Annotated in this window: 13 protein-coding genes and 1 tRNA gene; 6 read left to right on the forward strand and 8 right to left on the reverse strand. The window is 62.6% G+C overall.

Annotation, left to right across the window (positions count from 1 at the left end; all coding sequences use genetic code 11):
- The first annotated feature begins 149 nt into the window (after window positions 1-149).
- The gene (locus tag NW855_RS11640) at window positions 150-728 is read left to right on the forward strand and encodes a DoxX family protein (RefSeq protein ID WP_414508805.1); all 579 of its coding nucleotides are present in this window, start codon (window positions 150-152) and stop codon (window positions 726-728) included.
- A gap of 38 nt (window positions 729-766) precedes the next feature.
- Here the strand turns inward: NW855_RS11640 and NW855_RS11645 are convergent, their stop codons facing one another.
- The 3 genes from NW855_RS11645 to NW855_RS11655 are packed head-to-tail and all read right to left on the reverse strand — an operon-like array spanning window position 767 to window position 4,816.
- Window positions 767-2,941: an RNA degradosome polyphosphate kinase gene (locus NW855_RS11645; protein ID WP_414508816.1), complete on the reverse strand. Its 2,175-nt coding sequence runs from the start codon at window positions 2,939-2,941 to the stop codon at window positions 767-769.
- Between the two features lie 58 nt (window positions 2,942-2,999).
- Window positions 3,000-3,959 (reverse strand): branched-chain amino acid ABC transporter permease, encoded by a 960-nt coding sequence (locus NW855_RS11650; RefSeq protein ID WP_011431272.1) that lies wholly within the window; start codon window positions 3,957-3,959, stop codon window positions 3,000-3,002.
- Complete coding sequence (locus NW855_RS11655) at window positions 3,959-4,816, reverse strand: branched-chain amino acid ABC transporter permease (protein WP_011431273.1); 858 nt, start codon at window positions 4,814-4,816, stop codon at window positions 3,959-3,961. The genes NW855_RS11650 and NW855_RS11655 overlap by 1 nt, the downstream gene beginning before the upstream one ends.
- Window positions 4,817-4,921: 105 nt before the next feature.
- Here NW855_RS11655 and lptC point away from each other — a divergent pair, with 105 nt between their 5' ends.
- Complete coding sequence (lptC, locus tag NW855_RS11660) at window positions 4,922-5,923, forward strand: LPS export ABC transporter periplasmic protein LptC (protein ID WP_414508806.1); 1,002 nt, start codon at window positions 4,922-4,924, stop codon at window positions 5,921-5,923.
- Between the two features lie 82 nt (window positions 5,924-6,005).
- On the forward strand, window positions 6,006-7,670 hold the full coding sequence (locus NW855_RS11665) for a sulfatase (protein ID WP_099835766.1): 1,665 nt from the start codon (window positions 6,006-6,008) through the stop codon (window positions 7,668-7,670).
- Window positions 7,671-7,673: 3 nt separating this feature from the next.
- Here NW855_RS11665 and NW855_RS11670 read toward each other — a convergent pair whose 3' ends face one another.
- Window positions 7,674-8,162 carry a DUF3531 family protein gene (locus tag NW855_RS11670; RefSeq protein ID WP_011431276.1) on the reverse strand — a complete coding sequence of 163 codons (489 nt, stop codon included), beginning with the start codon at window positions 8,160-8,162 and terminating at the stop codon, window positions 7,674-7,676.
- Window positions 8,163-8,593: 431 nt separating this feature from the next.
- On the opposite strand from NW855_RS11670, the gene fabG reads away from it, so the two are divergent.
- A complete protein-coding gene (gene fabG / locus NW855_RS11675) occupies window positions 8,594-9,337 on the forward strand; it encodes a 3-oxoacyl-[acyl-carrier-protein] reductase (RefSeq protein WP_228375524.1) in 744 nt (247 codons plus the stop codon).
- On the opposite strand, the gene NW855_RS11680 is transcribed toward fabG, so the two are convergent.
- The 3 genes from NW855_RS11680 to secG are packed head-to-tail and all read right to left on the reverse strand — an operon-like array spanning window position 9,334 to window position 10,997.
- The gene (locus NW855_RS11680; protein ID WP_414346158.1) at window positions 9,334-10,047 is read right to left on the reverse strand and encodes an HAD family hydrolase; all 714 of its coding nucleotides are present in this window, start codon (window positions 10,045-10,047) and stop codon (window positions 9,334-9,336) included. The two genes, fabG and NW855_RS11680, sit on opposite strands and share 4 nt — an antisense overlap.
- Window positions 10,048-10,080: 33 nt before the next feature.
- The gene (locus NW855_RS11685; protein WP_414508807.1) at window positions 10,081-10,743 is read right to left on the reverse strand and encodes a YqiA/YcfP family alpha/beta fold hydrolase; all 663 of its coding nucleotides are present in this window, start codon (window positions 10,741-10,743) and stop codon (window positions 10,081-10,083) included.
- Between the two features lie 14 nt (window positions 10,744-10,757).
- Window positions 10,758-10,997 carry a preprotein translocase subunit SecG gene (secG, locus tag NW855_RS11690; RefSeq protein ID WP_011431281.1) on the reverse strand — a complete coding sequence of 80 codons (240 nt, stop codon included), beginning with the start codon at window positions 10,995-10,997 and terminating at the stop codon, window positions 10,758-10,760.
- A 518-nt stretch (window positions 10,998-11,515) separates the two neighbouring features.
- Here secG and NW855_RS11695 point away from each other — a divergent pair.
- Window positions 11,516-11,791, forward strand: coding sequence for a hypothetical protein (locus NW855_RS11695; protein WP_414508808.1), 276 nt, complete (start codon window positions 11,516-11,518; stop codon window positions 11,789-11,791).
- Between the two features lie 41 nt (window positions 11,792-11,832).
- Here NW855_RS11695 and panB read toward each other — a convergent pair whose 3' ends face one another.
- A complete protein-coding gene (panB, locus tag NW855_RS11700) occupies window positions 11,833-12,618 on the reverse strand; it encodes a 3-methyl-2-oxobutanoate hydroxymethyltransferase (protein ID WP_011431283.1) in 786 nt (261 codons plus the stop codon).
- A 166-nt stretch (window positions 12,619-12,784) separates the two neighbouring features.
- Between panB and NW855_RS11705 the strand changes: the two genes are divergently transcribed.
- Window positions 12,785-12,871, forward strand: a tRNA-Ser gene (locus tag NW855_RS11705).
- The last annotated feature ends 33 nt before the right edge of the window (window positions 12,872-12,904 follow it).

Below are 12,904 nucleotides of genomic sequence, written 5' to 3' on the forward strand. Positions count from 1 at the left end.
GGGCAGGGATCCCCTCTGTTGCTGCGCCCACCCCCAACCCAATGGCCGACGATCCGGCCTCCGAAGGACAGGGGATCCCGCCCTGGTCTTGTTACAGAAATTTAGAATCGTTACAATAGTTAGCATCTTTGCATTGCAGGTTGCATCTCATGGCACTCACTCAGCAGTTTCCCGTGCTGCTCGTCTCGGTTTTGCGTCACGACAGCGTTCCTCCGCGGTGGTCCCAGTTGGGGTGGACCGTCTTGCGGGTGGTGGCGGGGCTATTCATGATTCACAACGGCCTCGACAAGCTGGCCGATATCGAAGGGTTTGCGGCGGCCTATGTGGAAGTGATCGGCTTGCCGTTCCCCATCTTTTTCTCCTATGTAGCCGCCTACACTGAACTGATCGCAGCTCCCCTGGTGGCCCTGGGCCTGTTCACGCGGCCCGCCGCATTGAGCCTGGTGGCCACGATGGCGGTGGCCATGTTTCACCACATCAAGGTGGCCGGCTTCAGCATTCCTTACCTGGAGCTATCGGCCATCTACGCGGCCATCTTCTTGGCCTTTGCCGTCAATGGCGGCGGTTGGTTCTCTCTGGATCAGCTCTTGGTGAACGGCATTGAGGCGGGGCTGAACCGCTCCAGCCGACAAAAGTTGGAGAGCTTGCAGTCTTCGCTGCAGGCCACCGAGCAGGTGCTCGCCCTGGGCGAGCAAGAGGCCGAAGCTGCCCAAACCCCTCGCTCCTAAGCCAACTTCCCAGAGGGAGAGGGGACCGGGGGTGAGGGCTAAAGGCGGCTGGCGGCCCGCTCCATCAGGCGTTGGTGGGTGGAGCGTACCGGCTCTCCCGGCTTGGGCTGTCGCTGTACGTAGGTGCCATCGGGACGCAATTCCCAAGCTTGCCGGTTATCCGTCAGACAGATCTCCAAGATCGCCTTCAGCTCTTGCTGCAACAGGGGATTCTCTACAGGGGTTACCACCTCGACGCGGCGATCCAGGTTGCGGGTCATGTAGTCGGCGCTGCCGATGAAGTACTCTTCCTGGCCGCCGTTGTAGAAGTAGAAGATGCGGGAGTGCTCCAAGAAGCGCCCGATGATGCTGATGACACGGATGCGCTCGCTCAGGCCCGGGATCCCTGGCTTCAGGCAGCACATGCCACGCACAATGAGGTCGATCTCCACCCCTGCCTGGCTGGCCTCGTAGAGCACTTGGATCATGCGCGGGTCGGTGAGGGAGTTGACCTTGACGATGATGCGTCCCCGCTGGCCGGCTTGGGCATGGCGCATCTCTCTCCGGATCAAGGCTTCCATCCCCTGGCGCAGGGTGCGAGGGGCCACCAGCAGCTTGCGGAAGTGCCGTTGCCGCGAATAGCCCGTCAGCAGGTTAAACAATTCTGTTACATCGTTACAGAGAGTCTCATCGCAGGTAAACAGGCCCAAGTCAGTGTAGATGCGGGCGGTCTTGGGGTTGTAGTTGCCGGTGCCGATGTGGACATAGCGGCGCAGGGATCCCCCCTCTTCCCGCACCACCAGCGCCAGTTTGCAGTGGATCTTCAGCCCCGGCAGGCCGTAGGCCACGTGCACCCCAGCTTTTTCCAGCTTCTTGGCCCAGAGGATGTTGTTTTCTTCGTCGAAACGGGCTTTGAGTTCCACCAGGGCGGCCACCTGCTTGCCGTTCTCGGCAGCCTGGATGAGGGATCCCACCACCGAGGAGTCGCCGGAGGTGCGGTAGAGGGTTTGCTTGATGGTGAGCACCTGGGGATCGTTGGCCGCCTCCTCCAAAAACCGTTCCACACTGGCAGCAAAGGAATCGTAGGGGTGGTGCACCAGCAGATCCCCTTCCCGGATGACGGAGAAGATATCCACCGGCTCATCGCTGACCGAGGCAGTACGCAAGCGGGGAGGGGTGACGGGCCCCCAAGGGGGATCTTTTAAATCAGGGCGGTTGAGGTTGAGAAACGCCATCAGCCCCCCCATGTTGAGGAGCCCATCCACCTCGTAAACGGAGTCGGCATCCAGATGCAGCTCTTCGCACAGCCGTTGGCGAATGGCAGAGGGCATCGACTTGGCGATCTCCATGCGCACCACCGAGCCAAAGCGCCGTTTGCGCAGCTCTTCTTGAATGGCTGCCAGCAGATCGTCGGCCTCGTCCTCTTGGATCTCCAGATCGGCGTCGCGAGTGATGCGGAAGGGGTAGTACTCCAGCACTTCCATGCCCACGAACAGGGCCTCCAGGTGATGGGCGATCACCTGATCCAGCGGCACGAAGCTCACCCCGTCCCGCAGCGGCACAAAGCGGGGCAGGGTGTTGGGCACCTTGACGCGGGCAAAGTGTTCCTTGCCGGTCTCCGGATCCCGCACCACCACCGCCAAGCTGAGGCTGAGGTTGGAGATATAGGGAAAAGGATGGCCCGGATCCACCGCCAAGGGGGTGAGCACGGGAAACAGGCGGCGGTCGAAATACTCCCGCAGCTCCTGCCGCTCCGGTTCGGCCAGCTCGGAAAAATCGCGGATGTGAATGCCCTGTTCCGCCAGCTTAGGCACCAGTTCCTGCCGAAAACACTCGTGTAACTTTTGAATCAGGGGGCGCAGGCGATTGGAGATCTGCCGCAACTGCTGCTGCGGTGTGAGGCCATCTGGAGTCAGCACCAACACACCCGTCTCCAACTGACGGCGAATCACCGCCACTCGCACCATGAAGAATTCGTCCAGGTTGCTCTCGAAGATGGCCAGAAACTTCAGCCGCTCCAACAGGGGAGTGCGCTCGTCCAGAGCCTCGTGCAACACTCGGGCGTTGAACTCGATCCAGCTCAGCTCGCGGTTGAAATACTGCTCCGGCAAGGCATAGCCCTCCTGGATGGGCGCAGTCGGGATCCCGGGCTGTCCGGCATCGGGATGGCAGCCTGTCGCGTCGGGGTTGTGGGGCGACAAGGGAGAGTCCGTTTCCTGGGGGCGCGGAGTCATGGTGGCAGAGGTCTGGGTTGTCTCAAACACGTCAACAACGGCTGCAGCCGACCCCATCCTATCCTGCTGGGTTCTGCTTAGACGAAACGGAAGTAGCCACAACAGGCTTGGGCGGACGTTCTGGCAACAGCCCTTGGGAGCGCGTGAGAAGAATCACCTGCAGCAAGATCCCGATCAACAAAATGCGCAAGGGGCCGGCCCGGGTGGCCCATTGGGGCGGCAGACGGTTGGTCAACCATTCGCTGCCCGACCACACGCCCCAAATCACCAGCGCCCCCAGCAGGGCGCCGCGGTTGTTGCCGCTGCCCCCGGCAATCAACATCACCCAGACGATGAAGGTGGCAAACTCCGGCTGGAAGGCTTCCGGGCTGATGAAGTTGACAAAATGGGCATAGAGCGCCCCCGCCAGCCCCATGAGCATGGATCCCAGGACAAATGCCTGCAAACGAAACTGGAGCACATCTTTGCCAGCGGCTAGGGCTGCCGGCTCGTCCTCGCGGATAGCCCGCAGCACCCGTCCCCAAGGAGAGCGATAGGCCCGCTCGCTCAGCCAGTAAACCACCGCCAAGACCAGCAGCACCAAGCCCAAGTACAGCAGCGTATCCTGTCCTGGGATCCAGCCGCGAAAGGGCCGCGGAATGCGGGTGATGCCACGCACGCCGTTGGTCAGCCAGCCCTCGTTTTTCAGGATTTGGCTGATGATCTCGGCAATGCCGATGGTGGCGATGGCCAAGTAGTCGGAGCGCAGCTTGAGGGTAATCAAGCCGATCAAGAAGGCGATCGCCCCGGCGGCGACCACCGCCATGGCAAAGCCCACCCAGAACGGCAGATCGAACCCGCCCAGGTGCTCAGGGGTGGGCGGCGTCGTGGCAATGGCGCTGGCGTAGGCCCCCACAGCAAAAAAGGCCCCCACCCCAATGTTGAACATGCCGGCGTAGCCCCACTGGATATTGAGGCCCAGCACCAGCACGCCGTAGATCCCCACCAAAACCAAAAAGAAAATGGCGTAGCTCAACATCAGGCCCGTCCTCCCAACAGCCCTGTGGGCCGCAAGATCAGCAACAGCACCAGAATGGCAAAGGCCACCCCCGTCTTGTAGGCTGGGCTGAGCACCAAAGTAGAAAACTCCTCCGCCAGGCCAATCACCAGCCCCCCGGCGATGGCCCCGTAAGGGCGACCAATGCCGCCGAGGATGGCTGCAGCGAAAACGGGCAACAGCAGCCGCCAGCCCATGGTGGGGTGCAGCCGCGTATCCAGGCCCAGGAAGATGCCCGCCACACAGGCCAAGGCGGCGCCAATGGCCCAAGTCCAGAGAATGATCCGCTCCGTATCGATGCCGGTCACCTTGGCCAAGTCAAAATTGTCGGCCATGGCCCGCATGGCTTTCCCCACCCGCGTGTGCTGCAAAAACAGGTGCAGCGCCACCACCAACAGCGCCGTTCCCACCAGAATCGCTACCCAATCCGGCTTGACGCGCAGCCCCCAAAACTGCCAGGGCAACTGGATGCCGCTGCGGTACACCTGGTTGTTGGGCCCCCAGAGAATCTGCACCAAGCTGCGCAAGATCAGGGCCGTGCCAAAAGAAGAGATCAGCAAAATCACCGGCGCTTCCCGGCGCAGGCGGCGATAGACCAGTTGGTCGATCCCCACCGCACACAGTGCTGTCGCCAAGGCCGCCGGGATCCAGCTCACCTCTAGCGGCCAACCCCAGCCGACAAACGTCAGGGCAAAGTAGGCCCCCAAGGTCATCAGATCCCCGTGGGCAAAGTTGGCAAAGCGCAAAATGCCAAACGTGAGAGACACCCCAATCGCCCCCAAAGCATAGATGCTGCCCAGGACGAGGCCGTAGATGAACAGTTGCAACAGTTGGGTCACACCTGCCCCCGCAATACCCTGCCCTGATGATGCCACAGCGGGATCCCATCCGGCCCAGCGGCAGGGTAAAGCTAGGGTAGGAGAAAGCGCGCAAGAGAGAGAGCCATGCAGCCCAGTTCTTCTCGGATCCTAGGTTGGCTAGTGGTTTTGGCCCTGCTGAGCGCTGCCTGTGGTGGGCCGGAGCCACCCCCGGCCAGGGATCCCGAGGCTCCTTCCGCACCCATCTCCACCCCCCAGTTGATCTACGAAGACATCACCCTCACCCAGGCCAAACCCGATGGTGGCCTGCTCTGGCGCCTCCAGGCTCGCCTGGCCGAATACGAGTCCCCCCCAGAAAATGGCACCACTCCCGTGCAGTTGGGATCCGCCCATTTGCAGTCTATCGAGGGAGAGTTTTTCGACGCAGAGGATCGCGCCATTCGCGTCCGGGCCGAGCGGGGATCCGCCTACCCCGGCGAGCGGCGGCTGGAACTGACGGGCCAGGTGGAGGTGGAATCGGAGCGGGACAACCTGCGCCTGCAGGCAGAGCGGCTGCAGTGGTTGCCGGAACAGCGCCTCCTCGAAGCCGAGGGCCAGGTGCAGGTGGAGCTGTTGGACGGCCGGGGATCTCTGGAGGGGGATCGCTTGCGCATCGACTTTGGCCAAGCCCAGATGCAACTGGAGAATCGGGATCCGAGCCAACCGGTGCGGGCCAAGTATCGGGATCCGGAGCTGGAGCTGGCCGCCCACCGTTTCTTGTGGGAATTTGGCGCCGGCGAGGTGCAGGCGCTGGGAGCAGTCGAGGTGGATGCCCCCCAGCAAAGGGTGCGCCTCAGCGGCGAGCAGTTGCGGGCTCCGCTGCCCCTAACCGAGCTGCGCCTGCTGGGCAACGTGAAAGCCAAAGCCGTTCGCGTTGGCGGGACGGAGTCCCTGCAAACCGGCCAAGAGTTGCAGGCCCAAGAGATCCGCTGGCGCATCGGCTCCACCCAACTGCAGGCCCTGGGCAATGTGCGCTACCGCCAGCCCGGACAAGCCCTGACCGTGAGCGGCGACAGCGGCATCCTAGACTGGCAGGCCAACACCGCCCGGATCCAGGGCAACAGCCAAACCCAGCTCACTTTGCCCTAGGAGCCGGCGACAAAGGGCCGACAGGAGCATGTCAAGATAGTTTAAGAACCGTGTTGGGTGGGTTGTGGTGAGGAGTTCAGCAATGGCAGAGGCCGCCTTGGGGGAACGCCCCAACATTCTGTTGATCGTGCTCGATACCCAACGGGCGGATCGCCTTTCCTGCTACTGGTCAGAGGAAGAGCGGGCCCGCCAGGTGCCCACCAGCCCCAACCTGGATCGGCTGGCGGCAGAATCCACCCTCTTCGAGCGGGCCATCGCCCCCGCCCAGTGGACGATCCCCTCCCACGCCTCCCTGTTTACGGGGGAATATCCCAGCACCCACCAGACTGTCCAGGCAGACCTGGAGCTGAGCCCCGCCCTGCCCACCCTGGCGGAGCTGTTGAAACTGGGCGGCTACACCACCGTGGGCTTTTGCAACAACCCCCTGGTCGGGATCCTGAAAAACGGGCTGCGGCGCGGCTTTGACACCTTCTACAACTACGGCGGGGCCCTGCCCACCCGCCCCCCCGAAGGCAATCCCTTGCCCACCCCCCTCAACCGCTGGCTGGCCGCCTACACCCAGTTTTGGCGCCGCCTCTCCTACCCGGTGCAAAACGCCTTTGCCCGCTCTGATACTCTCTTCCAACTGGCGCTGCACCCCTGGTTTGCCTCCCTCTGGACCCGGCTGATGAACTTCAAGGGCAACACGGCTGCCTCCATTGCTGACCTCAACGGTTACTTGCAGCAGATGGCCCGCCGCCAGTTGGATGGGCAAGCGCCGCCCTTCTTTTGCTTTGTCAACCTGATGGAGCCCCACCTGCCCTACTGGCCGCCGGAGCCCTTTGTGCAGAAATATGCTCCCTACTTCAAGACCAACCGCGAGGCGCGCGACTTTTTGCGGGAGTATAACGCCCAGCCCTACCGCTGGATGGCGCCCCTGCCCCAGCCGCTTTCCCCGCTGCAGGCCCAGGTGCTCAGGGACATCTACGATGCCGAGGTGGCCTACCAGGATCACCTGCTGGGATCCGTCTTCGAGACCCTGCGCCACACCGGCCTAGAGCAGAACACCCTGGTGGCCATCGTCGCCGATCACGGCGAAGGCTTAGGGGAACACGACTTTGTCGGCCACGCCTTTGTGGTTTACGAAGAGCTGATCCGCGTCCCCCTGATCCTGCACTACCCCGGCTACTTTCCAGCAGGAAAGCGCGTGGCCACCCCCGTTTCCACCCGCCGCCTCTTCCATACTCTCTTGGAAGCAGCCGGCTTCCGCCCCAGCCTTTCTCTAGCCAACGGCGCCCCCCGCGTCAGCCTCCAGCTTCGCCGCGAGATCGCCCGCCTCAGCCTGAGCCGCACCCTGGCCGGCGAGGATCCGGAGCAGGGAGTGGTGCTCAGCGAAGCCTTCCCGCCCCAGATTCTCCTGCGCGCCATGGAAAACCGCAACGACAACCTGCTGCAGGCGCGCGCCTGTTACGACACCCGCCGCGCTCTCTACGAAGGGGTGACCAAGCTGATCCAAACCGGAGATCGCCCCAGCCTCTACAACCTGGAGCAGGATCCGGCGGAACTGCAGGACTTGCTGGCGGCCGGGATCCCTTCTGAGCCGGGATCCCTTTCCCCCCAGGCTTGGCTAGACCGCCTGCGGCAAGGGCTGAGGCAGTGGTTGGAGTGGGCAGAATCGCGCCGGCCCAGCACCGCTCCTCGCCGAGTTGACATGGAAAGCAACACAGACTTGGTGCGGCGGATGCAAGAGCTGGGCTACCTGGAGTAGGAGCTATTCCAGCTCTCCCTCTTCCCCCCAATGATCCCGCAGGTAGCCGTTGAGATCATCATAGACATCGGTCTCCTCGGGATCCGGTGTTGGCCAGTCCTCGTTCTGCCCGCCGATGATGACGCGGCTGAGGTTAATGTACTCGAGGCTGAGGGTGCGCAGGGCGTTGATCAGCACATCCAGCGCCAAGGCATCGGCCGTGCCCAGGTCAAACCAGCAGCGGGCCCAGTTGCCCTTTTCTTCCAAGGATCCCATGTTGTGCATCAGGGAGGTCAAGGGAGCTGAGTCGCTGGGGTACTCCAAATAGCTCAGATCCACCTCCGCCTCTTGGGCCACCAGGCGCTCGGCGTTGAATCCCCCCAGCTTGCCCAGCACATACCAGGATTCCAGCACCTCCTTGAGGTACTCCAGCTCCGCTGGAACCGGCGGCTCCGCAAACTCAAACCAGATCCAGAGATTTCCCGGATCGCACTCGCGAAACTCCACTTGCATGGACGGTTCCTCGGCTAGGCCTAGCCATCGATCTTAATCTGGCCCAGCTTACTGGTTTCTCCCCAGAGGGCAAGGATCCTCCTGGCGTCAGCGCTTAGGGAACACCGTTCCGCTTGCGCGAGCAGCGACAGCACCTACCGTTGGGGCCTGCGGCCCGCTGACGCGAGGGGGTCTCCCCAGCCAGTTGCTCAAACGCTCCGCGCTGCTGATGCGACCAGCCGCGGCCCCTCTCCCAAGAGGAGCTAGCCCTCACCCCCAGCCCCTCTCCCAAGAGGAGAGGGGAGTTTGGGATCGAGGCGACAGGCGGTCTCATCGCTGTTGGAACGGCCATAGGGGGGAGTCTCCCCGCCCCAGACAAGGCCAAAGCATCCTATACTGTTGCGGCGGTAGAAATAAGCGGGAAGCTGCTGCCTATGTCTGAACTTCTCCCCTTGCCCTCGCTCCATAACCAGGTGGCGGTGGTCACCGGAGCCAGCCGGGGCATTGGCCGGGCCATTGCCCTTCACTTGGGGGCGATTGGCGCCAAGGTGGTCGTCAACTACGCTCGCTCCGCCGCCGAGGCCGAGTCGCTGCTGCAGGAGATCGCCGCCCTGGGGGGCGAAGGGATGGCTGTGGCCGCCGATGTCTCCCAGCCGCAGGCGGTGGAACAACTCTTCGAGCAGGTGATGGGGCGCTGGGGCCGGGTGGACGTGCTGGTGAACAATGCCGGCATGGCCCGCGACACCTTGCTGCTGCGCATGAAGCCGGAAGACTGGCAGGCGGTGCTGGATCTCAATCTCACCGGCGTCTTTCTGTGTCTGAAGGCGGCCGCCAAGATCATGGTCAAGCAGCGGCAGGGACGCATCATCAACATCACCTCGGTGGTGGGCCTGGTGGGCAATCCCGGCCAGGCCAACTACAGCGCCGCCAAAGCAGGGGTGGTGGGCCTGACCAAGACGGCAGCCCGCGAGCTGGCCAGCCGCAACATCACCGTCAACGCCGTCGCCCCCGGCTTTATCACCACCCAGATGACCGAGAAGCTGGATCCCGGCCCCATCCTGGCCCAGATCCCCCTGGGGCGACTGGGATCCCCGGCAGAGGTGGCGGGGCTGGTGCGCTTTTTGGCGGCCGACCCGGCGGCAGCCTACATCACCGGGCAGGTCTTCGCCATCGACGGCGGCATGGTGATGAGCTAGAGCTGTTTCCCCTTACCCCCCAGGTCTAGAAGTGCTGCCAGCTCGGCAAAGCTGTCCACCACGGCATCGGCCCCCGCCCGGCGCAGTTCCTCGGCGGTGAAAGCAGTGGTCAGGCCAACCGCCCAACAGCCGGCCCTCTTGGCGGCGCGGATCCCGTGGGTGGAGTCTTCGACCACCAAACACAGACTGGGATCCAAGCCCACCTTGGCAGCCGTTTTCAAGTAGGGCTCGGGGTCGGGCTTGGCCCGCCGGATATCTTCGGCAGTAACCACGGCGTCGAACCAGCGGCCCAGGTTAAAGCGCTGAAAGATCTGCTCTTGATCCCGACGGGTGGCTGAGGTGGTGAGGGCCAGGGCTGAGAAGCGGCGGCGGCTGGCCGCCAAAAACTCCAGCACCCCCGGCACCAGCGGCACCTCCCCCAGCAGCTCGCCAAAAGCCTTGGCCTTTTCCTCGATCAAACGCTGCACCAGCAGGGATCGTTCCGCAGGCGGGGTGTCCGTCAGGTGTTCCACAAGATACTCGAACATGTCCCGGTCGGTGCGCCCCTTAAACTGCAGGGAGATGGGGGCCAGATCCAGAGAGATCTGACAGCGCTGCAGGGCGATAGTCCCGGCGCGGGCGTGGATCGGCTCCGAATCCACGATCACCCCGTCCATATCCAAAAGCAGGCCGGCAGTCGCGTCAGCGGCGCGGAGCATTTTGGGCGGCATAGACCGTTGGGCAAGCGCGGGACAGGGATCCCCTCACCAGCAAGGCTGCTCTGTCGCCATCCCCCAGCCACAAAAGCGGCTGGCAACCTGCCAGATGGGATCCAACACATCCGTCAGGGCGTGGTCACTCTCCACCGCCACCAGTTGGGCCCAGGGGCGACGGGCCACATAGTCTCGGCTGGCTTGAATGGGGATGGTGTCGTCTTGGATCCCATGCACAATTAGGGTGGGCACAGGCCGGCGCAACGCCCCATCCGGGTAGCGTTGGGCATCGGTGACAAAACCGTACTCCAACGGCAGCGGACGGCCTTCTCCGTAGTGAAATACTGGCATTTGGCCGGTGCGTTGCCAGCTTTCCACCGCTTCCGTCCCCAGCCGCGGCAGCCAATGGCCCAGAAAGCCAAAGGCCGGTGCCAAGAGCACCAGACGCTGCACGCAGGGTTGCTGCTCGGCCACCCAGGCGGCCACCAGTCCCCCCAAGCTCGAACCAATAAGGGTAACGGGAGGATGGCCCATTTGCGCCAACTGCTCAGAAACCTGCCGGATCTGGCGGGTCAAGGTAAGCTGGGCAAAGTTGCCCTGGTTGAGATCGGGCACCTGCAGAGGGATCCCAAGCTGCTGCAGCCGCTGCCGGAAGAAAGTAGCCTTAGCCGATTGAGGCCCAGAGCCGAATCCGTGCAAGTAGATGACCGCCACGATGACAGGGATCCCTAGGGGCCTGTGGCTGCCGAGAGCCAGCCTGCCCCCAACACCACGCTGATGGAGAGGAAGAGGGTGGCCACCGTCCAGGTGATGCGGTTGAGGTTCTGCTCGGCACTTTTGGAGCTGGAGAACAATTGGGCCTGGCCGCCAATGCCCGCCAGCCCATCCCCTTTGGGGCTATGCAACAACACCAGTATCACCAGCAAAACGGCCGAGGCAGACCAAAGGAACTCGAAGAAGGCTTCCATCGCAGAGGATCCCACTAGGGCACGTTGCTGAAGCTATTATCGCCTGTATCTCCACCCTGGCACACCCTGCGCTCCCCTTCCAAAATCCATTAGATTGGAGTTTCAGCGTGGGATCTCTCACTGCCAACTTTTCCCTCTCTGGGGGACGTTATACAGCCGAGCCTGACCCCGTCTTGACACTTCCCCGACTAAGGGGGGGGATTCTTACGCAGTTCAAAAACGAACTTGTAAAGGCGTTGCCAAACCGCCTCTAGACAGTTCTTTCAGTCAAAGCCCCAAGGTTCTGCTTACTTGTCTGATCGCGTCAGCGGGACGGAGTCCTTGCAGGTTGGCCGAGAGGTTGGCATCTCGCAGACGCTTGCCACCGGTCGGGTTTTTCACCGTGATTAGAGGCTCGCCTGGGAACGGTACGCCTCGTCTACACTATTGGCAAGCAACTAAAGCTGCTTACGGGCTTTTCCGCTCCGCACTAAAGTACGGGGCTAGCAAGCTATCCTTCTGTATTGCTGGTGTCCTGTATGAGCTCTCTTCCGCCTCTTCTGAGCGGGGCCATCGCGTGGCTATTGCTACTCTTGCCGTTGTGGACGGTGGCCAGAGCAGTCGCGGACTTCTTGCATCAAGCTCAACAGATGCACCGCATCCCCTGCCACAAGTGCAGGTTTTACAGCGGCGATCCCCACCTCAAGTGCGCTGTCCATCCTCAGCAAGCTCTGACAGAGGCGGCAATCGGCTGCCCCGACTGGCTTCCAATTTCTGGAGATCCTCGCCAGGGGAGCGCAGTAACCAACAACTGAGCTGCCAGAAGGTGATACTTGCGAGTTTCCCAGGGGATCCCCTAAGTGGGGGGAAACAGTCTCTGATGAACATCGCCGACAAAGGCTTCCACCGCTTCTCGGATCACCTCTCGCAGGTTGGCGTAGGCTTTGGCGAAGGGCGGGATCCGCTCGCTGAGGCCGAGCAGGTCGTGGGTGACGAGAATTTGGCCGTCGCAGGCCGGGCCAGCCCCAATCCCCAGAGTCGGGATCCCGACTTGCTGGGTGATCTGGGCAGCCAATTCCGCCGGCATGTGTTCCAAAACCAGGGCAAAGGCTCCTGCTCGCTCTAGGCTCAGGGCTTCCTGGCGCAGCCGCTCCGCCTCCGAGGGGGTTTTCCCCTGCTGGCGATACCCCCCCAGTTGATGTTTGGCCTGTGGGGTGAGGCCGATGTGGCCCAAGACCGGGATCCCTCGCTGGACCAGAAAGGCCACTGTTTCCACCATGTCTGGGTAGCCCCCCTCCAGCTTCACCCCATTCACCCCTGCCTCCTTCATCAGACGTCCTGCCGAGAGGAGGGCCTGCTCTTTGCAGACTTGGTAGCTCAAGAAAGGCAAGTCGGCCACCAAAAAGGCTCGTTCTACGCCGCGGCGCACTGCCTGGGCGTGGTGGATCATCTGTTCCAGAGTCAGGGGCAAGGTGCTGCTGTGCCCCAAGCTGGTCATGGCCAGGCTGTCGCCTACTAAGATCAAGTCGATCCCGGCCCGATCCAAGATCTGCGCTGTGGCGTAGTCAGCAGCCGTGAGGGCCACCAACGGTTGACCCGCCTGTTTGGCCTGGCGAAAGTGGTGAATGGAAAGGGCAGCCATACCTCTATGATCTCATTTGCCCCGCCATTTCCGGCTGGTCGGGCCGTACCCCCCAAGGGCTTTGGCCCTGGGGTGCTTGGCCAGCTTGCATCTGCCCCATTCCACGAGAGGGGATCCGGGCAGGATAGCCCGTTTGCCGCTAAGATGGTAAAGCCCTATGCAGACTGGAAGGGTGACAGAGTGGTTGATTGTGACGCTCTCGAAAAGCGTTGTGGCCGCAAGGTCACCGTGGGTTCGAATCCCACCCCTTCCGTCCTCGATCAATCCAATGGCGCTCAACGCTGCC

It is taken from the genome of Synechococcus sp. RC10B2 (assembly GCF_047502635.1).

Bases quoted from the DNA above. Each gene is read 5' to 3' on its own strand.
- NW855_RS11640 (WP_414508805.1), top strand. From the start codon at position 150: ATGGCACTCACTCAGCAGTTTCCCGTGCTGCTCGTCTCGGTTTTGCGT.
- NW855_RS11645 (WP_414508816.1), bottom strand. From the start codon at position 2,941: ATGACTCCGCGCCCCCAGGAAACGGACTCTCCCTTGTCGCCCCACAAC.
- NW855_RS11650 (WP_011431272.1), bottom strand. From the start codon at position 3,959: ATGTTGAGCTACGCCATTTTCTTTTTGGTTTTGGTGGGGATCTACGGC.
- lptC (WP_414508806.1), top strand. From the start codon at position 4,922: ATGCAGCCCAGTTCTTCTCGGATCCTAGGTTGGCTAGTGGTTTTGGCC.
- NW855_RS11665 (WP_099835766.1), top strand. From the start codon at position 6,006: ATGGCAGAGGCCGCCTTGGGGGAACGCCCCAACATTCTGTTGATCGTG.
- NW855_RS11670 (WP_011431276.1), bottom strand. From the start codon at position 8,162: ATGCAAGTGGAGTTTCGCGAGTGCGATCCGGGAAATCTCTGGATCTGG.
- NW855_RS11680 (WP_414346158.1), bottom strand. From the start codon at position 10,047: ATGCCGCCCAAAATGCTCCGCGCCGCTGACGCGACTGCCGGCCTGCTT.
- secG (WP_011431281.1), bottom strand. From the start codon at position 10,997: ATGGAAGCCTTCTTCGAGTTCCTTTGGTCTGCCTCGGCCGTTTTGCTG.
- NW855_RS11695 (WP_414508808.1), top strand. From the start codon at position 11,516: ATGAGCTCTCTTCCGCCTCTTCTGAGCGGGGCCATCGCGTGGCTATTG.
- panB (WP_011431283.1), bottom strand. From the start codon at position 12,618: ATGGCTGCCCTTTCCATTCACCACTTTCGCCAGGCCAAACAGGCGGGT.